This window comes from Ruegeria sp. Alg231-54 (assembly GCF_900143525.1).
Taxonomy (GTDB): Bacteria; Pseudomonadota; Alphaproteobacteria; order Rhodobacterales; family Rhodobacteraceae; genus Ruegeria.
In genome coordinates, this window is sequence record NZ_FREZ01000017.1 from 20,630 (window position 1) to 42,504 (window position 21,875).

Genomic DNA, 21,875 nt, shown 5'->3' on the forward strand with positions numbered 1-21,875 from the left:
GATTACCACACTATCTGCCGAGGCTCCTGCATCCAACCTACCATTCGATCGGTTTCTTCATTCTTCGCTAACTCGAATTGCCCGGCTATCCCTTGAATGACCGGTTCGTCCCGCAGACTGTGAACAGAAGCAGCTTCGGGTTTTGCGTATTCGGCGAATGGAGAGAATACGGGCTGCTGCTCCAGCATCCAGTAGCTGCGCCGAGAGTCCGATCTGGGCCATCCTTGCTGTTCGGCGGCCAGCCCGCTCGGCGAGATGCCTCACTTGCTCCGAGGCCGGCAATGAGTCCTTCGTGCTCAAGTCTTAGTTCCATAAGCATCGGTTCTGCGATGAATCAATAGTGTTAACCAACACCGAAAATCGGGGCTTACATCGCGAGCGTAAGTCGTGGCCGAGACAAGATAGTGTGTAGCATTGTCCATGTTGGGCGTTATGCTTATTTCCGTGAATAAGTCAGTTAACTTAGCACCCCAGCGTGCAGGGTTATCATTCTGTCCCAAATAAGGCTCCTCATCGGACATCGTTCCAATCAAGTCCATGTATGTGGAGTGTAGAGCATCAACCTTTCCAAAATACTTAACTACAGCAATGGCTTGAAAATCGCATCCATCACTATTGCCCGAGTTATAGACACGACTGGACAAAGATATGACTTCTGCACCATCTGGCAAAGAAGCATTGCCAAGCTCGGCTTTTAGCTGGAAAGCAATTGCTTCATTTCTAAGTACGAAGAACCAAACAGGTGACGTTAATATGATCAGAAAGACTAGGCCCAGAAAGAAGCGCTTTCGCATGTTTAGTCGGCCTTGAGACAATATCCAACTCGCTTGTTAACACGCGTGGCACCTCCTCGCCAATGACACGTTGGATAGTAGCTTTGACCGCCGGCAGGCCTTGAAGTCCACAGAACCGGCTAAATGTCCTACTAAAGTCGCCAGATGACCGCATTGAGCCCAAAGCCGCCGAGCGCCACAACCGGTCGCTTTCTCACCGAGACCAAAATTTCAAAGGTCCGGTCAGTTTCACCACTGCAGCAGGCTCGGTTTTTGGGCCTCGAAGCCTTTTGTTGTTGGGAAAAGCGAGCGCATCCGAGCAATAATTTCAATGTCGCCATCCAGCATCGTTTGGACAATGTTCAACCAGTTCTCAAAAGCTTCAGAGTCCCAGTGATCCTGAACGGCTGCTTCGTCCCGGAACACTTCGTAGAAATAGAACCGATTGGGGTTTGCCATGTCCACCATGATCTGAAACTGAAAAACCTCCGCCTCTTCGCTGATAACACTTTGCGCTTGGAAGATGCTGGCGCTCAAAAAAGACTGCCGGTGCTCAGGTTTGACATTAACTGCGAAGAACCCGCCGTGCATTCCATCGTCCATACTTAGCCTCCTTGACCGCCCGTAAACCCGCCTAATGGCATCAAACATTTCGACGCCGCCTGATGACGTGAACCTTCTCCACTGCTTTAGCCAACGCTAACCTAGGCGGACTTAATATTCGCGTCTGCACCATCCCATCCTAATGCAGATGATAACTCATGCGACATTTCGATGAGTGCTTGGCCGATTTTGACCCGCATTGGAGGGGTAAACACGCGAACGGAAGCTGTGGCGCCAATGGACAACGTCGAACCAACACCTGTTTTGCCCAGTGTTGTTGCAACAGAACTTATACCTCTTTCCAGCTCCTCGACACATTCGGCGTATCCTTTGGCCCGAATGGCATCGAGTTCTTTTGCCAGTTCTTTTCGGCTGGTAATGGTGCGCTCGGTGTACCGTTTGAGCTGCCCGTTCAGTTCGTCATGAGACAGCAGCTCTGGAGAAACGGCGGCAATTGCCTTGGCGCAAGAGCACGCGTGCATGGGCCGTTTGCCCACACCTGGGTGAAGATAAGACACGCCCGTTTCTGGCGTGGCCACGTGAATGATCTCGACCCAGTTGCCGCGCAGTCGGGAAAGAAAGAACGCAGCCCCGTAGTCTCTCGCGCCCTTGGCCAGGACCGGCGCAATCACTTCCAGAAGCGCAGGATCAGAATGATCACTCCGGGTGATACGCTTCAATCGGGTTCCAATGGCAAACTCCCCACGCGCAGATGTCTGCAACAGTCCGGACGAAACAAGATCCTGAACCAGTCTATAGGCCGTTGGCTTGGGGAGATCGGATTGCGCACAAATCTCCGCGACTGTCGCACGCCCTTTTTGACCTACGATTTCCAATATCAGTGCTAAACGTTCTAGATGCATTTTTCTCACTATACGATAATAGCATTTTCGATATACGATACAATTATCGCGATCAAGGGAGGGTTCAACGATGGATGGTGCATGTTGCGGACCGGGCTACGCCAGCCCGCAAGAGGCAATCCAGGCCCCGCGTGAGAAGCTTCTTTACACGATTGCGATTTATACAGGCACGGGCATTCAGAAGCCCGACTATCTTGGGACAGTGGATGTAGACCCGGAAAGCCCAACTTATTCTCAGGTGATCCACCGGCTGGAAATGCCGGGGATCGGGGATGAGCTTCATCACATGGGCTGGAATGCCTGTTCGTCCTGCCACGACGACGGCTCAATGTCGCGAAAATACCTGATCCTGCCTGGCGTGCGTTCCAACAACCTACATATCGTTGATACGGCCACTGACCCACGCGCACCGCGGCTGCACAAGGTTATCGACGGGGCCGAGATTAAGGCCAAGGCCGATCTGTCAGGGCCGCATACAGTGCATTGTCTGGGTTCAGAGATCATCATTTCCTTCCTTGGAGATGCCAAGGGCGAAGCTCCGGGCGGCTATCTGCATCTCGATAAAGAATTCAACATCGTCGGCCGCTGGGAGAACTCGATGGCCGGCATCAAGTTCGGTTATGATTTCTGGTACCAGCCCCGCCACAACGTGATGGTGAGTTCCGAATGGGCCGCGCCCAACACCTTTATGCCGGGCTTCGATTTGGAAGAAGTTGGCCATCTGAAATACGGACGCGAGTTGCATTTCTGGGATTTCGAAAAACGCGAACCAGTCGAAAGCTTCTATCTAGGCGAAGACGGGCTGTTGCCGTTGGAGGTCAAGTTCCACCACGACCCCGACAGCACGCATGGGTTTTGTGGGGCCGCGCTGTCGACCAACGTCATTCACTGGTGGAAAGACAGCGACGACGCGTGGAAGTGGGAAAAGATCATCGACGTCGATAACGAGATGCACCCGGAGTGGCCGATCCCGCTGCCAGGAGTGATGTCGGCGATCCTGATCTCGATGGACGACAAATACCTCTATCTCAACAATTGGCTTCATGGCGACATGCGCCAATACGACATCACCGACCCGCATAATCCCAAGCTGACCGGCCAAGTATACATGGGGGGGCTTTTGGGCAAGGCGCCAGCCGTTAATGGGGTTGAGGTCGCTGGCGGTCCACAGATGTTCCAACTCTCTCTCGACGGACGCAGGCTCTATGTCACCACCTCGCTGTTTTCGACTTGGGACAACCAGTTCTATCCCGAGATCCGCGAAAAGGGCGGAGTAATGGTCATGATAGATTGCGATCCTGAAAATGGCGGCATGAAGATCAACGAAGACTTTATCGTGGACTTTGGGAAAGAGCCAAATGGCCCCTCGCGCTGCCACGAGAGCCGGTATCCAGGCGGTGATTGCACAAGCGACATTTGGCTATGACAACGCATACTGTGACGATCGCCAACAGGGATGGCGCGACATATGAGGTGGACGCACGACGCCCACTTCTGGACACGTTACGCGAACAGGGTGTTGATCTGCCCTTCGGCTGCAAATACGGCGGCTGCATTACCTGCGCCGCGAAGCTTAAAACAGGCACAGTGGATCAGCGCCGACAGGTTGCGCTCAACAACAGGCAGATCGCGAACGGCTACGTGATCCTTTGCGTGGCACGCGCGACGTCCGACATCACCTTGGAGATCGGAGTTGAGAGCCATGACAAACTTTACCGCAATCCGTTCCTCGATCCGCTCAAACCCCACGAACTCAAGGCAGACATTGCGACGCCGAAGGAAGGTTAACCGATGCCCGAAGCAGATATCGACCGTATGTATGATTACGACCCCAAGTATCTCGCCGATATCCTGAAGTCGGTCAAAACCATAGCAATGGTGGGCGCAAGCGCCGACAGAACAAAATTCAGCTATGGCGTTCTGCGGCAGCTCAGCGAAATTGGCTACGACATTCTGCCGGTGAACCCTAACCCGAACGTCAAGGAAATCAGGGGCCTGAAGGTCTATCATTCACTGGAAGAAATCGACAAATCCGTTGATATGGTGGATGTCTTCCGCCCCAAGGAAGAACTCTTTGGCTTTGCCGAGAAGGCCATCGCGATCGGAGCCAAAGTTCTTTGGGGACAGATCGGCGTCTACGACGACAAAGCAGCACAGCTCGCCGAGGATGCGGGCCTCAAAGTTGTGATGAACCGATGCCCGAAGATTGAGCTCTTCCGGCCGTTTTGGAAGCCCCGCCTCGATCTGAAGATATGACGGATACCAATAGAATACGGTTTATTGAATGGCCAAACAGGGGGCGCCAGGACAATTCTTCTCCGAAGGGTCAAAAAAGACGTTCTCTACGTCCACATTGGGGTTTTCGTGCTCAACCTCAAAATGGCTGCTTTGTCCGGAGGCTGCGTCGAAACTCCGTCTCATAACCTCTCTCTCGCTTCACTCATTTTCCGCATCTGTGCAAAAGGATTCTCAATAGCGCGAGAGAATGCACAAAGAAGGTATTTTCGACGAGTTGCTCCGGCCTCTGAGAGATTTCACACAGCGTCTCCTCGATCCAGATCTCGACCAATGCTGATACTGAGCGCTGGCAGCGAATGTCGGAAATGCGGGTGCGACCGCAGCATCCAGATGCTCAATCGAGTGACCGGTATGGGCCGCGAATTACTTGGGCACGCCATCGCGCGCGAGTGTATTGGCCCATTGCGGAAAAGTTCCAGTCGCAAGCTCGTTGCATTTTTTGTCGTATAATGCTGACCTTACCAGACAGATGCGTGCAACCTGTGCGTGCCGATCCGAAAGGGCATCCAATGGCCGATACTGATCCTGCAAATTTGCACTATGTGACAAACCCGCTGCTGAACAAGGGTACTGCCTTTTCTCTACACGAACGAGAAAAGCTTGGATTGTTGGGTCTTCTTCCGCCACACATCGAAACGCTCGAAACCCAGGTTGACCGTGTCTATGCCGCCTTTGAACGTGAGGAGACGTCGCTGGACAAGCATGTCTATCTGCGTGGCCTGCAGGATGACAACGAAGTTCTGTTTTACGCTCTATTGGTGCGGCATCTAACCGAGATGATGCCGATTATTTACACACCCGTAGTGGGTGACGCCTGCAAGAGGTTCAGTGAGATCTACGATCACCCACGCGGATTGATCATTTCCTACCCCGAGCGTGACCGGATCGATGACATACTTGAGAATGCCGTCCTGCCCTCTGTCGAGGCCATAGTCGCCACCGATGGAGAGCGGATTTTGGGTTTGGGCGATCAAGGCGCGGGCGGCATGGGAATTCCGATCGGAAAGCTCTCGCTTTATACTGCTGCGGGCGGAATCAACCCGTCTGTAACGCTCCCGGTGGTACTGGACGTCGGCACCAACAATAAAGAACGGTTGGAAGATCCACTCTATATCGGATGGCGGAATGAACGCGTCAGCGGGGATGAGTACTTTGACTTTGTTGATCTTTTTGTACAGGCGGTAAAGCGCAAGTGGCCGGATGTGTTGCTGCAATTCGAGGATTTTGCTCAGCAACATGCGGCACCCCTGCTTGCGCGGTATCGCGATCAGCTCTGTACATTCAATGATGATATTCAGGGCACGGCGGCGGTAACGGCGGGCACTTTGCTGGCTGCCTCAAATGTCACCGGCATTCCGCTAAAGGACGCTACCATCGCGTTTCTTGGAGCGGGATCAGCGGGAGTGGGTATCGCTGAGCAACTGGTCCAACTCATGGTTCGCCAAGGATTACCCGAGACCGAGGCGCGCGAACGCATCTACATGGTGGACCGGAACGGGTTGTTAACCGATGCGATGACGGACCTTCTGCCGTTCCAAACGCAAATTGTCCAACCCCTCACCAAAGTGGAGAGTTGGTCCGATGGTAAAATTTCACTGCTGGATGTGGTTAACCAAGCCAAACCCAATATATTGGTTGGTGTCAGCGGTCAGGCAGGCTTGTTCTCTGAAGAGATCATTCGGGCAATGGCGGCTCACACAGATCATCCTGTCGTATTGCCGCTGTCGAACCCGACATCGCGAATTGAGGCCGTGCCTGCGGATATTATCCGCTGGTCCGATGGTCATGCATTGGTTGCCACCGGAAGCCCGTTTGATCCTGTTGTCTACAACGGCAAGACGCATCATGTCGCGCAGTGCAACAACTCCTACATTTTCCCCGGTATGGGGTTGGGCGTGCTGGCATCAGGCGCGCGCCGCGTCACGGACGGAATGTTCATGGCCGCCGCCGAGGCGCTCGCCACATTGTCACCTGCGAAATCCGATCGCACAGCCAGCTTGCTGCCCAATGTGGGGGACATTCGCGAGGTCAGCAAAGCTATCGCACTTGCCGTTGGTCAACAGGCGCAGTTGGATGGGGTTGCGCCTAAATCCACGGGGGATGACTTGAAAGCGGCAATAGATGCGAAGTTCTGGACCCCGCATTATGAGGAGGTTGCCTAAAGCAGATCAGGCTGGAGTGACCGCTAGGTCTCTCATTGCGTATTCAGAACCCACTGAATCCATTCAGGGAATGAGGCGCGGCATTTGAGCATGGATCTGATTACGATGGTTACGCCGCCTCACGCCTGAGCGGCTTTTGCATCGCAGCACAAAGGGCACCCACCAGCAGGACCGCAGAGGCCACGACGAGGCTATCTCCTATTTCACCGGTTAAGTCGCCGATGATACCAGCCCTGATTGGACCCAATGTCTGTGAAATGGCGAAAACAACTGTGAAAAAGCTTATGGTTGCACCCCAATCCTGCTGATCCACGTTCTGACGGACAAAGCTGGTGGCTGCAGTGGGTGGCATAAAGACCGATAGCCCGAACACCAGTGCCGACAAAATCAGTCCATATCCGGATGGAACCAGGATTGGCAGAGCTGATCCAAATGCGACCCCGGTAAGGATCAGCGCCAACGGCGTTCCGGATGAAAAGCGGGCCAAGACCCCGCGCCAAACAAAAGGAGACGCCATAATACTGACCCCAAGAACCATCCATGTTGCGGTGGTCAACAGGACGCTTGAGTGCTGCTCTTTCATCCAGACCGAGATAAAAGTGACGTACACAATGTAGCCCAATCCGAACAGCGCATACCCACCAAGTTGGCCAAGCATTCTGCGCACCGGTGGGATGGAAGGAAGTGCGGCGTCGTGTTCGGTTTCGTTCAATTTTGTGGAAGCCCAAACCGAAAACGGGCAAATGACCAGGGCTGCCAACCCGACCCCGATCCACGCCCAGTCCCAATATTGTGGTCCGAATACGTCCAACATACTCGGAAGGGTTGCGCCGCATAACGCGATACCAAATCCGCCGCCACCGCCAAAGTATAAGGCGATGGCCAGCGCATTCTTTCGGGCGCTACTCTGGAACAGCGATGCCGCAAGTACGCCGCCTGACACAAAGGAAAGAGCACCAAACAACCCAACCAAAGTACGACAAGCAGTTTGAAACACGAGGCTCTCATCAAACCCGGTCGCCAAAAGGCACAATGCGGTCGCAGCTTGCCAACCGAAGCTTGGCTGCCTTGACGCATTGAAAACGCGCCTCCCAAAATTCACCACTAACACACTATGGCAGGCCATCGCGCACCTGGGCCAAAGCGTCTTTTGAAGCAGCTGCCATCAAGCGGGCGTCCGAAGCTATTGTGACAAACTGGAACCCCATTTCAATGCGTTTCAAGGCGTATTGCGGTGTCCCGTTATGGCAACCTGCAAATTTCCCATATTCTTTTGCCTTGGCGGCTGTCATTTCAATGGCCTCGGCCACAGGAGCTTCGACGTCATCGAATGACGGTCGACAACCCAGTGCTAGGGAAAGATCGGAAGGTCCAATGTAGACGGCGTCAAGACCCGGAACCGACAGTATTTCTTCAAGGTTGTCGAGACCTTGCAGCGTCTCAATCATTGCGAAGACGACAATCGTGTCATTGGCATGCTCTGGGTAGTCTGAACCACCGTACAAGAGGCCCCGGATCGGCCCAAAGCTCCTTGTTCCTTTGGGAGGGTAGTGCGTCCAGGCCACAAGGTTCTCAGCATCTTCGCGGCTATTAATCATTGGACAAATAACACCGTAAGCCCCGGCATCTAGCACTTTCATCAAAATACCGGGCTCGAGCCACGGCACGCGCGTTACTGGGACGGTATCGGTTGTCGAAATCGCAGTGAACATCTCGACCGCCTTCTGGTAGTCGATTACGCCATGTTGGATATCAACAGTAAGTGTGTCCCATCCTTGATGCGCCATGGTTTCGGCTGAGAAACCGCTTGGGATCGACAGCCATCCGTTGACTACAGGCCGCCCAGCGGCCCAATGCTCTCTAATTTTGTTTGGTCGCATCGGTTTACCTTTTCAGAGTATCCACACATATGGCCTGATCGTATTGGCTCTATTCCTCAAGAATGCCCTGACCACAAAATTCCCCGCCCTGATAAACTGCGGATACTTCGTCGATCTCAGGTTGTGTGCATTCGGCATCAATACGTGCGCGAAACACCTCGGAGTTGTCTTTTGGCTTCCATCCCAAAAAGCGTGTCTCACGATTGTCCCACCAGGATGCGTCGTTGTTCGAGGCACCGTAGATAATCGGGCATCCCAAACGCGGAATAGTGAAAACACTCTCGATAAGAGATTTCAGATCATCGTAACTCAACCACGTTGCAAGCATGCGATGGTTCTTTGGTTCCGGAAACGATGAACCAATGCGGACAATTGCTGTCTCTATATTGAATTTCTCGAAGTAAAGCCGTGCGAGAGCTTCTCCGAAGACTTTTGACACTCCATAAAGACTATCGGGCCTTACCTGTGCATTGGCATCAAGCCGCGTTGTCTGTTCATGAAAGCCAATCGCGTGATTTGAACTGGCAAAAAGTATCCTCGGCGTTACCGACGATTTTCGGGCCGCTTCATAGAGATTGAATACACCGTCGATATTGGATTGTTTTATAGTTTCCCAGGGTGCTTCGATCGATTGCCCCCCCATGTGAACAATCCCATCGCACCCTTCGACCATGGCCTCAACCGCATCTTTGTCGCCCAAGTCACAATACACAATTTCTTCATTTTCACCGGCAGGGCCCACATCCTCTCGCGCGCCAAGGCGAATTGTTGTGGCGAGGCCCTGCAAACGAGACCGACAAACCGACCCGAGGTTGCCATCAGCACCCGTTATCAAAAGTTTGTTTAGCACTTTGTATAACTCACTTTTTAGCAGGCAGCGTTTACTTCGCTACAGATTGGAAGCCGTAGAGTTTTTCGGCGTTTTCTATGAGAGCGAGGTGACGCGCGCGGTCATCAGGAAACCAGTTTAGAACAGTATCGAGCAATGCGGCGTCGTTAGGGTAGTCTGTGGTTCTTGTCGCTGTGTTGTGAGGAAAGTTTGTCCCCCATACAATGCGCTCGGGGGCATGGGTTGCCATGACCTTCGAAACCTCGGCTACGTCTGAATAATCGGGTCCACCTTCAAAGGAGGACTCATAGCAACCGGCAAACTTGAACCAACATCTGCCGCCGTCGACAAGGCGTTTGAGCATTGCCACTTCATGGCCATCTGGCGCGACGCCCCTCAAAAATTTGCCATGGTGGTCAAGCACCCATCTGGATCGCAGTTTTGAGAGCCTATCAACATGGTCCGAAATGTCCGAGCCATCGAACTGAATAGCAATCATCCAGCCCGCAGCAAATGCACGGGCGTCAACCTCTTCGAGCTGACTGAGCCCAACCGCTCCCCCTGGAAGATCCACGATACGCGTCCCAACGACACCTCCATCCTTGAGGATTTCCAGCTCTGCATCAGAGGTTTCACCGTCAATGGCGGCCACGCCACGTGCCACGTCCCTGGTTTCTTTGAGCGCAGCCAGCAAATTCGCATTGTTGGTCTGATGCGCATTTCCTTGTGTGATGACAAACCTGTCAATGCCAAGCCAGCCCATTACTTGTCTGTACTCTGATAACCCAGGCTGGCCCTCTGGTAGACCAGGACCTCCTGGCAGTGCTGGAAACCCGGAAAGATAGACGTGAAGGTGTGTATCAATGGCGCCTGCAGGCAGCTTGATCTCAGGGTCACGGCCAGAGAAGCTGCGTTCGATCATTCGGGTTCTCCCATGGCGAACTCTGCCAATGCATCACGATTGATCTCAATACCCAGACCCGGTTTGTCCGGAATTGCGACCACACCGTTTTCATGATCGATCGAGTGCTTGATTATCGCCTGCCTGAATGGGTTATGCGTCCGATCAAACTCAAAAATCGGCTCGATTGGATCACGCCGTGGTGGGTCAGGCAGCAGGGCTGAAACAAACTGAAGGCTAGCGGCGATTTGCACTGCCGTTCCCCAAACATGCGGAACAACACGTACGCCATGTAGAGCGGCCATATCAACGACCCGGCGCATCTCCGAAAAACCGCCAGTGCCACACAAGTCTGGCTGGGCGATATCGATACATCCCGTTTCCAGGGGCTCGCGGAACGCGAACCTGCCATGCCAAGTCTCGCCACCAGCAACCGGAATAGGCTGACCAGCGCGTACGCGACGGTACGCGTCAAGTTGTTCCGGAAGGACTGGTTCCTCGAACCAATCGATATCGAACTCTGCCGCACGGTTGCCCAGAGTGATCGCTTCTTGGATCGAGTAACCGTGATTTGCGTCGATCATCAGACGAGTATGCCTTCCGATCGCTTCACGCACCGCCTTGATGACTGCAAGATCTTCTTCCACCCCAAAGCCAATCTTGATTTTAACTGCGTGGAACCCTGCAGCGACATGGGCTTCGCATTCCTCGGCATTGTCCGAAATACGATCGACCCCGTCGCGCCGAAATGAACCGGTCGCATATGCCCTTACTGTGTCTCGAACACGTCCCCCAAGAAGCACCGAAACCGGAACGCCAAAGTGGTGACCCTTGATATCCCACAAAGCGACATCAATTCCTGAAAGTGCGGTCATTGTGAGACCGCGCTGCCCTTGGTCTCGTAGGAGATTATACAGACCTTGCCAGAGAACTTCCGTATCCAGCGGATTGCGGCCAATCAAATAGGGCGCATAGGCCTTTACGATAGCCGCGTTTGGCTGCGCTGGCCCCAAGCATTCTCCCCAACCCGTTGTGCCGTCGTCACAGATAATCTCGACCAAAACGTGTTGGCGCCGCGTGAAACGAGTTGCTGCACTCTCGAAGGCGGTCTCAGGCTTGTAGTCAAGAAGATGTGTATAAACCTCGGAAATCTTCATTTACACACCTCCAAATGGGCCGCGTCCCGAGCCAGAGTTTCGATACCCGCCCAATCGCCCACGGCGATAAGATCTTTGGGCGCCACCCAACTGCCTCCAGCACAAACCACGTTCTGCTGCGCCAGAAATGAGCCTGCATTGGCCGAGCTGACCCCACCCGTAGGGCAGAAGGAAACCTGCGGCAAAGGCCCGCCAATGGCCTTGAGTGCCGATACCCCGCCCGAGGCCTCAGCTGGAAAGAACTTGAGCATGTCATAGCCGCGCGCCAAAAGGCGCATCGCCTCAGACGCAGTCGCGGCCCCGGGCAGGAGCGGCAATCCTTCGGCTTCACAAGCCGCAAGAAGTTCATCGGTTGCACCCGGAGAGACACCGAAGGTAGCGCCCGCCTCTTTGGCAGTCCGAACATCTTCGGGGGTTATCAGTGTGCCCGCCCCCACATGTCCACCCGGGACGTCGCTCATGACCCGAATGACCTCGATAGCGGCAGGGGTGCGCAACGTGACCTCGAGCGAGGGCAAACCGCCTGCGATAAGCGCTTCGGCCAATGGTCGGGCTGTTGCGACATCATCAACCACCAAAACCGGCACAATTGGCGCGAGTGCGCAGATTTCTCGGGCCCGTAAACTCGCTGCCTTTGGAGAAATAGTCATCTGGATCGATCATCCTTTTGGTGGGTGCATCGTGTAACCGATCCGACTGTGAAGCGGAACGAGTTGCACAGCGCGTTTTCTAAGCCAAACGAGACAGCTAAAATCTTGGCGGCGGTCGCCGAGTTGTCAAGTAAGCCGGATTCTATAGCGTTAAATGCTCCCAAAGCTGTCAAGCGCGGCGGTTTGAACTTGTCTGTCGATCCGTTTCTGCCCTAGTTCCCTGCTGTTCTTTAAACCCAAGGCGATGGTCCTCTTAGTAAGTGAGTCCTGAAGGGAAATGAGTTCGTCCCAGTATTGGACAATACATGGCAGCGATTCAGACATCAGTCAGAGAGCCGCGCGCGCCAGACCTCATATCGTTCAAGAACGTCTGGGTCGGTTGCAGGATAGAGTCCGATCACGGGGGTGTTTTTGCGTACCTCTTCCAGAACGAAGCGTTCGAACAGCTCCATTGGGCCTGCCTCGATCGCAATGTCATCGGCGAGGTGACGTGGGATAATCATGACACCATCGCTGTCACCCAGAACGATGTCACCGGGATAGACCGCCACGCCGCCACATCCGATTGGCAAACCTATATCGACCGCATGATGTTTCGTCAGGTTGGTTGGGGCAGACGGTTTGGCAGCAAAGACTGGCATCTCAAGTGCTGCGGCACCATCAACGTCGCGAATGCCACCATCCGTGACAACGCCCGCTGCGCCGCGCATTTCCAGTCGCGTCAAAAGAATCGAACCCGCCGAGGCCGCCGTGGCGTCCTGCCGACAATCCATGACCAATACCGCGCGTTCAGGACATGTTTCCACGGCCACGCGCTGCGGGTGATCTGGCTCACGAAACGCCTCGATCGGGTCGGTATCAGGCCGCGTAGGAATGTAACGCAGCGTAAAGGCCGGGCCAACAAGCGACGGCTTGCCATGGCCCAAAGGAGCAACACCTTGAACGTAGGCATTTTGATAACCGCGTTTGTAAAGCAGCGTGGCCACGGTTGCCGTGCTGACCTTTGACAGGCGATCAAGCGTATCCGGATGCAGTTTGATCGTTTCGGCAGGCTGAGGGTTCGGCATGGGCTGGATCCTTCTGCTAAGGCTGTGGGCAACTGTCGAGCAGGCTTTGTTTGATGGGAACAAGTGCACCTTTGCCTTGCACGACATGCCCTGCCAGTTTGCAGGCCAGCGCTATGCTGTCAGGTAAGGGTGTATCTGTTGCCAGCCCCGCCAGAATGCCAGCGTTGAAACTGTCGCCGGCAGCAGTCGTATCCACAACCGAAGCCAGAGGCGGAACATGGACAGAGCCCTCTGCGCCGCAGGTACGATAAAGGACCGTTTCTGCGCCATTCTTGACAACAATTGTTTCTGCACCGGCCTTTGCATAGCGCTGCATAGTTGCCGCAGGGTTCATGTCGCTGAACCAACGTGCTTCGTCCTCGAACGATGGCAAGGCGATATCGCTAACGGCGGCCGCCTGCATGATGTTCTCGGTCATCTCAGACTGACTATCCCAAAGATGCGGGCGCAGATTGGGGTCGAAGGCAATCCGTTTTCCGGCACGCCGCGCTGACCTAGCAACGTCGAGCAAAGCGGCGCGCCCTTCTGGGTTCAAGATTGCCAGAGTTATGCCAGAGAAATAGATGAGATCTGATTGCTTCATGGCGTGGGCAAGCGCTTGCTTGTCTTGGGCCAACAGGCGTGCGGCCGACTGGCCGCGCCAATAGGTAAAACTACGTTCCCCGTTGTCCAACGTGATAAGATACAGCCCCACAGAACGGTTTGGCACGATCCTCACATGCTGGGTGTTGACCCCACTTTCGCTCATGACACTCAGCATCCGAGATGAGATGGCGTCATCTCCGACGGCTGTATAATAGGACAAGGGTGTTTCGGGTTTTAGTTGGGCCAGATACCAAGCTGTATTGAACGTGTCTCCGGCGAACCCCATTTGATACGTGCTTGGCGCGTCAATTGGGGCCATTTCGGCCATGCATTCACCTATCGCGAGAATTCGCATATTCCGGTTTCCAGTACTTCGAAGTTTGACAAACGGTAGCGTTCGACAATTAGGTAACCTGTTCTGCAGTGGTCACGAGAACAGCATCCCACCATTGATATCGACATTGGTCCCGGTCAGATAAGCCGCGTCCTTGCTTGCCAGAAACGCCACGAGGTTCGCAACGTCCTGAGACTGGCCTTGCCGCTTGAGCGGCGCAGCTGCTTCTAACCCGCGACGGCCTGCGTCGGGAGTGTGGATGTTATGGAAATCCGTGTCGATCATTCCCGGGCAGATTGCATTGACACGAATGTCAGGGCCCAGTTCCTTTGCGAGACTGCGGGTAAGTGTCATCACAGCACCTTTTGATGTTGCGTAAGCCGACGCACCCGGGCCGCCGCCGTCGCGACCCGCCTGACTGGCGATGTTTACAATCGCCCCGGATTTCATATGCAGCAGCGCCGTTTTGACCATAAGAAAAGTGCTGGTCAGGTTGAGATCCATGACTGCCTGCCAATGCTCAAGCGACATTTCCGCGATTTTCTTGCGCGCAATTAAGCCCCCGGCATTGTTCACCAGAATGTCCAGACTGCCATAAGTTTCGACCGTTTGGGCAACAAGCGCGCCAACGTCTTCGGGTTTGTTCAAGTCGCCCTGAACTGCAAACGCCTTGCCGCCGTTCGCTACGATCTCAGCTACAGTTGCCTCCGCCCCTGCACTGCTGGCGAAGTAATTAACGGCCACAAATGCGCCTTCGGAGGCGAGCTTGACAGCACAAGCGCGCCCGATATCGCGGCCGCCACCAGTGATAATTGCGGATTTACCCTGAAGTTTCATGATCGTTCTTTCCCGTCCAAATAGTGCTTCGAAATTTGCTATCTTGGGTTCTTGCTGTGCCCAGCGTTAGAGCTTGACGAAATAGTCGAAAATTTCCGGCACGTTGCCATCCCCAATGCCTGCGTCGACCGCGGCCTGTAAGTTGTGCGCAGTGCCTTCGGCAATCTCGGCCCGCGTGCCCATATCTGCGGTCATCTTCAGAAAGTACCCAAGATCCTTGTTGGCATTGTTGATTGAGAATCCGAGATCACTGACGCCATCCACCGCGTAATTCTTGCAAAAACCCATGAATGGCGAATTGGACGGACCAGCTGACATGATATCGAATAGTTGTTGCTTGTTGATCCCCGCGCGATCAGCCACGGCAAACGCCTGGCTCATTGTGCAAGCAGTGGTCATGCCCATGAAATTGTTGATGAGCTTGGTCACGTGGCCAGCACCCAGTTCGCCGAGGTGAAACACATTTTCCCCCAGTATATCCAGGACAGGTTTCACCTTTTCAAAGGCGTCGATATCCCCCGCTGCCATGATGTTCAGTAAACCGTCCTTGGCGTGCGCGGGCGTGCGTCCCAGCGGTGCGTCAACCATACCGGCACCTTTTGCGGCCAAATCAGCGCCAATTTTGCGTGTGGACGCCGGGATGGATGTACCAAAGTCAATGACCACAGCACCTTCTTTGATGCCTGCCAGGATGCCGTCATCGCCATAGATCAGGCTTTCGACGACTTCCGATGTCGTTACGCAAAGCATCACGATATCGCAGCTCGCAGCAAGCTCTCGTGGTGTCTTTACCTCCACAGCGCCGCGGTTGACTGTGGCGGCCACTGCTTCCCTGTTGCGACCCATGACAACCAGATCGAAACCGTTGTTTTGCAGGCATTCTGCCATGTTGCCGCCCATGAGACCGAGGCCAATGAAACCGATGACGGGTTTTGTCATATCTGACTCCTTACACTCTTTCTGATTAGACTTCGCAGAGCGCCGTAACCGCTGCCTGCGCGACTTCGAGGTCCTGGGCTGGTGAGCCCGAGCTCACTCCGATCCCGCCAACCACCTGCCCGTCAACCGCCACAGGGAGGCCACCTGCAACGGTCACCATGCGCCCTCCCAACGATGAAGATATTCCATGTGCGGCCATACCCGGCTGATTAGCTTCACCAAGAGCGTCCGTACCTTTTTGGATTCCGGTTGCGGTGAAGCTCTTGTCGATTGCTAGGTTGATGCTGGTGATCTTGCCGCCGTCCATCCGCTCAAACGCGATGAGGTTGCCGCTTTCGTCTGTGACGGCAATACACATCGGCACGCCGATTTCCTGCGCTTTTGCTCGCGCTCCTGCGATCAATTTGCCCGCGTCATCGATGTCCAGGCGTTTTATTGTCAGCATCGCCAAATTCTCCTTTGATTTACGGGCCAATGATCAGGTTCGGCAGCGTCAATGAAATTGCCGGTACGAAAGTGATCAGCATGAGCGCTGCAAAAATTGCGAGGTAGAAAGGCCAAATCGTTTTGACCGCCTTCTCCATCGGTAGTTTTCCGACAGCACACCCCACAAAGAGACAGGTTCCGACAGGTGGTGTGCAAAGACCAAGACCTAGGTTCACCAAAAGGATCATACCGAACTGCAGCGGGTCGATACCCAGCATGTTCATCACCGGCAAGAAGATCGGCGTGCAGATAAGGATGAGCGCGGCCATGTCCATGATCATCCCCAAGAGCAACAGCACGGCGTTGATCATCAACAAGATTAGGATCGGGTTTTCTGTGATACCCAATAGGAATTCGACCGTTTTCGTCGGCACCCGGTTGAACGTCAGCATATAGGCAAAGGCACCGGCACAGGCGATCAGGATCATCACCATAGAAGTTGTGCGCACCGAAGAGATAACGGCGGTTTTGAAGTTTTCCCAGGAAAGGCTACGATAGACAACAAGTGTCACGACAAAGGCATACATTGCCCCGAACGCGCCGGATTCAGTCACCGTAAAGACGCCTGACAAGACCCCTCCGACAATGATCACGGCCGTCAATAAACCCGGAATCGAACCCACAAAGGCGATGGCCAGTGCGGTCCAACCCGGAAACTGTTCGGCCTGATAGCCGCGCTTGACCGCCACGACATAGGCGGCAATCGCAAGGCAGCAACACATAAGGACACCGGGCACAACACCGGCCAGGAACAGCTTTGAGATTGAAACTGCACCGCCTGTTGCAAGGGCAAAAATGATCATGTTGTGGCTGGGCGGAATAATGATCCCGGCAATTGATGACGTCACTGTAACGTTCACCGCGTAGTCGGCATCATAACCTTTGTCTTTCATCACCGGGATCAGGATCGACCCAAGCGCCGAGATATCAGCAATTGCAGATCCGGAAATGCCACCAAACAACATGGACGAGAAGACATTGACGATGCCAAGCCCACCGCGCACAGCGCCTACGGCGGCCTGCGCAAACCGAACCAACCGGATCGCGATACCACCGTGAAACATAAGCTCGCCCGCAAAGATGAAGAACGGGATCGCCATTAGGGAAAAAACGTTAATCCCCGACACGATACGCTGGAATCCAACAAACAGCGGCAATCCTTCAAACCAAAAGGAAGCCAATGCAGCGATACCAAGGGCGTATGCCACTGGCGCGCCTATGATGACACATAGGGCAAAAACTCCCAACAGAATCATGAGTCCCATGACTATCCCTGATCTATGTTGTCTTGGCGTTCGTCTCGGCCCAGAAACAGGCGGATCAGATGGCCAGTGGAAAAAAGAAACACCAACGCGCCGCTGATCGTCAGTGGCAAGGAGCGCAAGCCCTCTGACCATTGGATGAGCGGGATCAGGGTGTTCCATTTGAATTTGGTCAACTCGATTCCGTACCAAAACATCATGCCACCGAAACCTGCCATCAGGACATCAGAGACCACGACGAAAACCGTACGCACAAAGGGCGGAACTATATTGCGGAACACGACAACAGAGAGGTGCGTGTGATTGTGCACGCCCGCAGCCGCACCGAGAAACGCGATGACCATGACCAACAGCAGTGAAACCTGCTCGACCCAAGTGGGCGTGTTGTTCAGAACGTAGCGGCCAAATACCAGCCAGGCAAAGATCGCCGTCATTACAACAATGGCAACGCCAGACAGCAACATGCAACCTCGTGCGAGCAGATCAAGAATCCTGTCCATGTTGCGCATGGCGGCAGGTGGGGTATCGGGCTCTTGCATTGGATTTCCTCTGAGACAAAACGCCCGGCATCCAATTGGTGGAGCCGGGCGCTCAAAGTTGGACTGTTACGACAACTTATTCAGTGGCTTGCGCCATTTCTACCAACGCTTTCATGTCAGGATTTGCAGCCAAGTAGTCTGCATAAACCGAATCCATTGCGGACTGGAATGGGCCTTTGTCAGCGATTTCATTGACTGTGATACCAGCCGCTTCGACATCTTTACGCGCTTGCTCAGAGCCGATTGCCCAAAGCTCACGCTGGACCAATGCGGCTTCTTCTGCTGCACCGCGCACAGCGGCCTGCAGTTCAGGAGACAGCGCATTGAATTTGGCCGTGTTCACGCAGATGCACTCGGGAATAATCAGGTGCTCGGATAAAGAATAATTTGTGGTCACTTCAAAGTGGCCGACATTTTTGAATGACGGGAAGTTGTTTTCCGCACCATCAACGACGCCGGTTTTCAGAGCTTGCTGAACTTCGGAGAAAGCCATTGGAGACGGGTTCCCGCCCATAGCTGAAATCATCGATGTATAAAGATCGTTGTTCATCACACGGATTTTCAGACCTTCGACATCTGCGGGAGTATTGATCGGCTTTTGGCTGTAGAATGAACGCGCACCGGCATCAAACCATGCCAGTGGCAGAACACCTGCTTCACCCATCGCAGCTGAAACAACTTCACCGGCGTCGCCATCCAGCACACGGAACATGTGCGGCACATCTTTGAAGATGAAAGGAAGCGATACAAGATTAGCTTCTTTCACCATTGGGCCAATGGGACCGAGGTTGAAGTTACCGACCTCGATTGCGCCGATACGAACCTGTTCAAGGGCATCCGGTTGGGAACCAAGAACACCACCGTGGAATACATCGACGGTAACCTCGCCGTCTGTAGCAGCGTCAACCAGTTCAGCAAACTTGTCCATCGCAGCCGTGTTGGGATGGCCGTCGTTGTGGATGTTCCAGGCCCGCCAGTTTTCGGCTGAAGCTGACGTTGCGATGAATGCCACAGCGGTCGCAGTTGCAAAGAACGATTTCGTGAAAGTCATGGGTTCTCCTCCCCGATTAATTTTGGACAGGATTTGGCTTTCATGGAATTTCAGAGACCGTAAGCCACGTAGCTTTCGATTTCCCCCAAGAACCAGAATCGCTGCTGCCCCTAAAGGGACACTAGTATCCAAGTTATGTCAACTGTAGGCTTTTAGTATGTCAGATTGCTTGACAGTCGAAAGCGCAGGGCATTTGATAGGTGACAGGCCTACATTGGTTCACTCAAGCAAAATAAAGTAGAATAATTATTTTATTTCAATGCTCTAACAGTGGACCATTAAATTGAAACGTGACTAAGATAGAGGGCGCGAGCAACATACCGTGGAAAATATTGTCAGACGAACCACAACCGATGCGGTCTATGAAGCGCTACACGACGAGATCGTTTCGCTTGAAATTCTTCCCGGTACAAAACTATCCGAAACTGAGGTAGCCAGCCGATTCGGCGTATCACGCCAACCTGTTCGCAACGCATTCACAAGGCTCGGCAACGAAGATCTGCTCTTAATACGACCACAAAAGGCGACCGTAGTTCGAGGATTTTCTATGGAGCGTGTGGCTCTCGCTCGATTGGTTCGAATGGCGGTGGAGCTGGAGATCATCCATCGAGCAATGGAAGTCTGGGACGCAACACGTGAAGCAAAGCTTGCAGAAAACCTCGCCTTACAAGAGCAGGCGATCAATGACGGTGATCTATCTGCGTTTCACGCGCTGGACTATGATTTTCACAAACTGATCTACGTGCTCAGCGGCAATCCTATGGCATTTGACGTGATGCTGGAATCAAAGCAAAAGGTTGACCGGCTTTGTATGCTCAGCCTTGAAAAGGGCAGTGCCGCAGACGCCATCCTCGCCGATCACCGAGAGATTGCACAGGCCATGGCGGCAGGAGACAATGACCAAGCGCAAGCCGCTGTCAGAAAACACCTGTCCCGCCTCGACGAAACCATCGACTTCATCCACAAGACGCACCCAGGCTACTTTGAGTAACCGAGGCCATGCGATCTGGTGGTCTCAGGCTGTTCCTCGTTCCGGACGGTCATTATCGATATTGAATTTCATGCCGTCCAAAAGCTCTTCCAAATCGGGGCGTGCCGCCGGGCCGTTTGAGATATCGACCAGCATCAGCGTCCCGTTCGGACGGATACCAAACGCACCAGGTTCGGCGAATAGACCCGTCGTTTCTGCATCAGACAGAGGTGATGACACATATAGACCAAGCGAGCGCATTTGCGCTTCGGTCATTCCATAACAAAGATCAAAATCCCAACCAAATTCTGCTTTGTCTGCCGCGGCTTTTTCTTTGGTGTCGGCAGAGACAACAATAACGTCCATAACGTCAGCCCATGCCGGCAGAGCCGCATTCAACTTGTTCAAGAAGCGCTTGCAGCGCGGACAATGCTTGCCTCGATAGACAAACAGCATGGTCCAGCGGTCTTTTTGTTGACCGATCGCAACCTTGTCCGCAGACCCCAGCTTTGAGAAACACATTTGCTCGATTTGCGCGCCGACATTTGGTTTGGCTGAGGTCATAAGTTGTTCCTTTGCTCCGTAAATCAAGGCTTGGCGCAGATACCGTTAGCTTTTTTCATGTCACGTCAAGGCAACGATTGAAACCCAGATCGCGGTATCATTCGGTGCTTGAAAGGCACGCCCGGTCTAAGATCGCCGTTGGTTAACGAGGAATCTCCGATACCTACCCGCCGTATGAATCCGATGTCTCCGCCCCAAGCTGAATCGTCACCGAGATTGCGGTCTGACTTCTGTTTCAGCAGGAACATCGCGCAGCAACCAACGGTGAGCACATATCGAGATAAGAGGTACCGAACGACAGTGTTTCGAAAACAGGCAATCTTTAAATGGAACGTTTTTTGGAGGATCAAACCATGTCCCGAGCTTTAATGCAGGACATGATTTGGGCTTGATTCACCTATACCGAAGCCAACTACACAGAACAGTGCTAAACTGTTACGGCCTGCAACACTTGATCACGCGTCAGGGCATCTCGTGTGCCTTTGACCAGGACTTCTCCACGTCGCAACACGACAAACCTGTCAGCAAGATCAAAGGCGAAGTCGAAATACTGCTCGACTAAGACAATTGCCATTCCGCTCGTCTTTCTGAGGTGCCGGATCACTTCGCCAATCTGTTGGATTATGTTCGGCTGAATACCTTCGGTTGGCTCATCCAGCAGCAGCAGGCGCGGTCTTGTGATTAGTGCACGCGCGATGGCTAACTGTTGCTGCTGCCCGCCTGAAAGGTCGCCCCCGCGCCGGTTTTGCATTTTTTTGAGGACCGGGAACATATCAAAAATATCATCTGGAACGAAATGTTCGCTGGCAGGCAGACAGGAGAAGCCTGTTTCCAGATTTTCTCGAACCGTGAGCAATGGGAATATTTCGCGACCTTGAGGGACATATGCCACACCTTTCCAGGCCATCTGATGAGCAGGCAAGATACCCATCTGCTTTCCGTCAAGCTCCAGTTCGCCACCGGAACGGGGATGCGCTCCTGAGATTGCCTTCATCAGACTGGTTTTTCCGACACCGTTGGTCCCCATGACGCACGTTACTTCACCCTGTAAAGCTTCCATGGAAATCCCATTGAGGATTTGCGAGTGCCCATAGTGCAAAGTCAGATCGGTCAGCTTCAACATTT

General features: G+C 53.7%; 24 protein-coding genes and 1 pseudogene. 5 read left to right on the forward strand and 20 right to left on the reverse strand.

All coding sequences use genetic code 11. From position 1 onward, the window contains the following. Nucleotides 1–296: 296 nt before the first annotated feature. The 4 genes and pseudogenes from DHN12_RS21315 to DHN12_RS24930 form a co-directional block, all read right to left on the reverse strand. Nucleotides 297–794, reverse strand: coding sequence for a hypothetical protein (locus DHN12_RS21315; protein WP_108861984.1), 498 nt, complete (start codon nucleotides 792–794; stop codon nucleotides 297–299). Between the two features lie 228 nt (nucleotides 795–1,022). Then, nucleotides 1,023–1,424 carry a putative quinol monooxygenase gene (locus DHN12_RS21320; protein ID WP_108861985.1) on the reverse strand — a complete coding sequence of 134 codons (402 nt, stop codon included), beginning with the start codon at nucleotides 1,422–1,424 and terminating at the stop codon, nucleotides 1,023–1,025. A 53-nt stretch (nucleotides 1,425–1,477) separates the two neighbouring features. Then, entirely contained in the window at nucleotides 1,478–2,056 is a 579-nt protein-coding gene (locus DHN12_RS21325) for an IclR family transcriptional regulator C-terminal domain-containing protein (RefSeq protein ID WP_234416738.1), read from the reverse strand. A 45-nt stretch (nucleotides 2,057–2,101) separates the two neighbouring features. Further along, nucleotides 2,102–2,239 (reverse strand): annotated as a pseudogene (locus DHN12_RS24930) (helix-turn-helix domain-containing protein); the annotation flags it as partial. Nucleotides 2,240–2,309: 70 nt separating this feature from the next. Here DHN12_RS24930 and DHN12_RS21330 point away from each other — a divergent pair. From DHN12_RS21330 to DHN12_RS21345, 4 genes are all read left to right on the forward strand, one after another. Beyond that, the gene (locus DHN12_RS21330) at nucleotides 2,310–3,665 is read left to right on the forward strand and encodes a selenium-binding family protein (RefSeq protein ID WP_108861987.1); all 1,356 of its coding nucleotides are present in this window, start codon (nucleotides 2,310–2,312) and stop codon (nucleotides 3,663–3,665) included. After that, nucleotides 3,662–4,027 carry a 2Fe-2S iron-sulfur cluster-binding protein gene (locus DHN12_RS21335; protein WP_108861988.1) on the forward strand — a complete coding sequence of 122 codons (366 nt, stop codon included), beginning with the start codon at nucleotides 3,662–3,664 and terminating at the stop codon, nucleotides 4,025–4,027. The genes DHN12_RS21330 and DHN12_RS21335 overlap by 4 nt, the downstream gene beginning before the upstream one ends. Nucleotides 4,028–4,030: 3 nt before the next feature. Next, on the forward strand, nucleotides 4,031–4,495 hold the full coding sequence (locus tag DHN12_RS21340; protein WP_108861989.1) for a CoA-binding protein: 465 nt from the start codon (nucleotides 4,031–4,033) through the stop codon (nucleotides 4,493–4,495). Between the two features lie 551 nt (nucleotides 4,496–5,046). Continuing rightward, the gene (locus DHN12_RS21345; RefSeq protein ID WP_108861990.1) at nucleotides 5,047–6,699 is read left to right on the forward strand and encodes an NAD-dependent malic enzyme; all 1,653 of its coding nucleotides are present in this window, start codon (nucleotides 5,047–5,049) and stop codon (nucleotides 6,697–6,699) included. Nucleotides 6,700–6,808: 109 nt separating this feature from the next. Here the strand turns inward: DHN12_RS21345 and DHN12_RS21350 are convergent, their stop codons facing one another. The 14 genes from DHN12_RS21350 to DHN12_RS21415 all read right to left on the reverse strand — a co-directional run bounded on the left by DHN12_RS21350 (nucleotide 6,809) and on the right by DHN12_RS21415 (nucleotide 19,216). Next, nucleotides 6,809–7,825 carry a YbfB/YjiJ family MFS transporter gene (locus tag DHN12_RS21350; protein WP_108861991.1) on the reverse strand — a complete coding sequence of 339 codons (1,017 nt, stop codon included), beginning with the start codon at nucleotides 7,823–7,825 and terminating at the stop codon, nucleotides 6,809–6,811. Next, nucleotides 7,812–8,579 carry an HpcH/HpaI aldolase/citrate lyase family protein gene (locus DHN12_RS21355; protein WP_108861992.1) on the reverse strand — a complete coding sequence of 256 codons (768 nt, stop codon included), beginning with the start codon at nucleotides 8,577–8,579 and terminating at the stop codon, nucleotides 7,812–7,814. Before DHN12_RS21355 ends, DHN12_RS21350 begins: the two co-directional genes overlap by 14 nt. 49 nt (nucleotides 8,580–8,628) lie before the next feature. Further along, complete coding sequence (locus DHN12_RS21360; protein ID WP_108861993.1) at nucleotides 8,629–9,429, reverse strand: NAD(P)-dependent oxidoreductase; 801 nt, start codon at nucleotides 9,427–9,429, stop codon at nucleotides 8,629–8,631. A gap of 31 nt (nucleotides 9,430–9,460) precedes the next feature. Continuing rightward, a complete protein-coding gene (locus DHN12_RS21365) occupies nucleotides 9,461–10,330 on the reverse strand; it encodes an amidohydrolase family protein (protein ID WP_108861994.1) in 870 nt (289 codons plus the stop codon). Further along, nucleotides 10,327–11,466, reverse strand: a complete 1,140-nt coding sequence (locus tag DHN12_RS21370; RefSeq protein WP_108861995.1) for a mandelate racemase/muconate lactonizing enzyme family protein — start codon at nucleotides 11,464–11,466, stop codon at nucleotides 10,327–10,329. The genes DHN12_RS21365 and DHN12_RS21370 overlap by 4 nt, the downstream gene beginning before the upstream one ends. Further along, nucleotides 11,463–12,116: a bifunctional 4-hydroxy-2-oxoglutarate aldolase/2-dehydro-3-deoxy-phosphogluconate aldolase gene (eda, locus tag DHN12_RS21375; RefSeq protein WP_108861996.1), complete on the reverse strand. Its 654-nt coding sequence runs from the start codon at nucleotides 12,114–12,116 to the stop codon at nucleotides 11,463–11,465. Before eda ends, DHN12_RS21370 begins: the two co-directional genes overlap by 4 nt. Nucleotides 12,117–12,439: 323 nt before the next feature. Beyond that, a complete protein-coding gene (locus DHN12_RS21380) occupies nucleotides 12,440–13,183 on the reverse strand; it encodes a ribonuclease activity regulator RraA (RefSeq protein ID WP_108861997.1) in 744 nt (247 codons plus the stop codon). Between the two features lie 16 nt (nucleotides 13,184–13,199). Next, nucleotides 13,200–14,123, reverse strand: coding sequence for a sugar kinase (locus DHN12_RS21385; RefSeq protein WP_108861998.1), 924 nt, complete (start codon nucleotides 14,121–14,123; stop codon nucleotides 13,200–13,202). A gap of 72 nt (nucleotides 14,124–14,195) precedes the next feature. Continuing rightward, on the reverse strand, nucleotides 14,196–14,939 hold the full coding sequence (locus tag DHN12_RS21390) for an SDR family NAD(P)-dependent oxidoreductase (RefSeq protein ID WP_108861999.1): 744 nt from the start codon (nucleotides 14,937–14,939) through the stop codon (nucleotides 14,196–14,198). A gap of 66 nt (nucleotides 14,940–15,005) precedes the next feature. After that, nucleotides 15,006–15,878: an NAD(P)-dependent oxidoreductase gene (locus tag DHN12_RS21395; RefSeq protein WP_108862000.1), complete on the reverse strand. Its 873-nt coding sequence runs from the start codon at nucleotides 15,876–15,878 to the stop codon at nucleotides 15,006–15,008. A 25-nt stretch (nucleotides 15,879–15,903) separates the two neighbouring features. After that, nucleotides 15,904–16,323, reverse strand: a complete 420-nt coding sequence (locus tag DHN12_RS21400; protein WP_108862001.1) for a heme-binding protein — start codon at nucleotides 16,321–16,323, stop codon at nucleotides 15,904–15,906. 19 nt (nucleotides 16,324–16,342) lie between these two features. Then, on the reverse strand, nucleotides 16,343–17,629 hold the full coding sequence (locus DHN12_RS21405) for a TRAP transporter large permease (RefSeq protein WP_058272447.1): 1,287 nt from the start codon (nucleotides 17,627–17,629) through the stop codon (nucleotides 16,343–16,345). A gap of 2 nt (nucleotides 17,630–17,631) precedes the next feature. Further along, entirely contained in the window at nucleotides 17,632–18,165 is a 534-nt protein-coding gene (locus DHN12_RS21410) for a TRAP transporter small permease (protein WP_108862002.1), read from the reverse strand. Nucleotides 18,166–18,241: 76 nt separating this feature from the next. Further along, entirely contained in the window at nucleotides 18,242–19,216 is a 975-nt protein-coding gene (locus tag DHN12_RS21415) for a TRAP transporter substrate-binding protein (protein ID WP_108862003.1), read from the reverse strand. A gap of 322 nt (nucleotides 19,217–19,538) precedes the next feature. Between DHN12_RS21415 and DHN12_RS21420 the strand changes: the two genes are divergently transcribed. Continuing rightward, on the forward strand, nucleotides 19,539–20,207 hold the full coding sequence (locus DHN12_RS21420; protein WP_108862004.1) for a GntR family transcriptional regulator: 669 nt from the start codon (nucleotides 19,539–19,541) through the stop codon (nucleotides 20,205–20,207). A gap of 24 nt (nucleotides 20,208–20,231) precedes the next feature. Here DHN12_RS21420 and DHN12_RS21425 read toward each other — a convergent pair whose 3' ends face one another. Continuing rightward, nucleotides 20,232–20,750 carry a redoxin domain-containing protein gene (locus tag DHN12_RS21425; protein ID WP_108862005.1) on the reverse strand — a complete coding sequence of 173 codons (519 nt, stop codon included), beginning with the start codon at nucleotides 20,748–20,750 and terminating at the stop codon, nucleotides 20,232–20,234. Nucleotides 20,751–21,177: 427 nt separating this feature from the next. Next, nucleotides 21,178–21,873: an urea ABC transporter ATP-binding subunit UrtE gene (gene urtE, locus DHN12_RS21430; RefSeq protein WP_108862006.1), complete on the reverse strand. Its 696-nt coding sequence runs from the start codon at nucleotides 21,871–21,873 to the stop codon at nucleotides 21,178–21,180. Nucleotides 21,874–21,875 lie beyond the last annotated feature (2 nt).